Annotated in this window: 1 protein-coding gene; it reads left to right on the top strand. The window is 69.0% G+C overall.

Annotated features, from left to right (window positions below; translation table 11 throughout):
• Window positions 1–68: 68 nt before the first annotated feature.
• A protein-coding gene (locus ACS5Q7_RS24035) for an IS630 family transposase (protein WP_478341784.1) occupies window positions 69–1,030 on the top strand; the annotation gives its coding sequence in 2 pieces (ribosomal slippage) (window positions 69–408 and window positions 408–1,030; 963 coding nt in all).
• Window positions 1,031–1,046 lie beyond the last annotated feature (16 nt).

Below are 1,046 nucleotides of genomic sequence, written 5' to 3'. Positions count from 1 at the left end.
TAGAGCGGAGCTCGTCCGATCGGAAGCTGTGCTGGGCGGCTAGGGGTTGATGGGGCAAGGAGGAGCCCATGCCGACAACCTTATCCGTCGATCTTCGCCAGCGCGTGGCATCCGCTGTCTCAGCCGGGGCGACCTGCCGGCAGGCCGCCGAGCGCTTCGGGGTGAGCCGGGCCAGCGCCAGCCGCTGGTCGCAGCAGAAGCGGCGCGTGGGCCACGTCGCGCCCAAGCCGCTGGGCGGCGACCAGCGCTCCCGCCACATCGAGGCTCATGCCGACCTCATCCGGCAGACCTATGAGGCTCGCCCGCAGATCCTCCTGCGCGAGCTGCGCGAGGCTCTGCAGGCGCACGGGGTCGCGGTCACCACCAGCTCTCTGTCGCGCTTCTTCGCCCGGCACCGGATCACGCGCAAAAAAGGGCGCTGCACGCAGCTGAGCAGGAGCGAGACGACGTAAGAGCGGCGCGTGAGGCGTGGTTCGAGGCCCAGCCCGAGCTCGATCCGGAGCGCCTCGTGTTCCTGGACGAGACGGCAGCGACCACCAGCATGGTCCGCCGCTACGGCTGGGCACCACGCGGCGCACGCTGCCGGATTGCGGCGCCGGCCGGGCATTGGAAAACCACCACGGTCATCGCCGGGCTGAGGACGAGCGGGCCCGAGGCGGTTGCGCTGCTGGACGGGCCTGTGACGGGCGAGCGTTTCCGCGCCTACGTGGCAGAGACACTGGTCCCGACCTTAAGGCCGGGCGACACCCTCATCCTGGACAACCTCGGCGCTCACAAGGTGGCGGGCGTGCGCGAGGCGATCGAGGCAGCCGGGGCCCGGCTCCTGTACCTCCCACCGTACTCGCCTGAGTTCAACCCGATTGAACTTGCCTTCGCGAAGCTCAAAGCGCTCCTGCGCAGCGCGGCGGCCCGCACGGTCAGCGATCTCTGGGAGACGATCCACAAAGCCTTCACGCGCTTCTCGCCCGAGGAGTGCCGCAACTACTTCACCGCGGCCGGCTACGAGGATGATGCTTATGCTTCAAGCTGATCGGGACCCGCTCTAG

This window comes from Methylobacterium sp. Gmos3 (assembly GCF_056430985.1).
The sequence above is the reverse complement of the archived record's forward strand: the minus strand, read 5'-3'. Positions and strand labels throughout refer to the sequence as shown.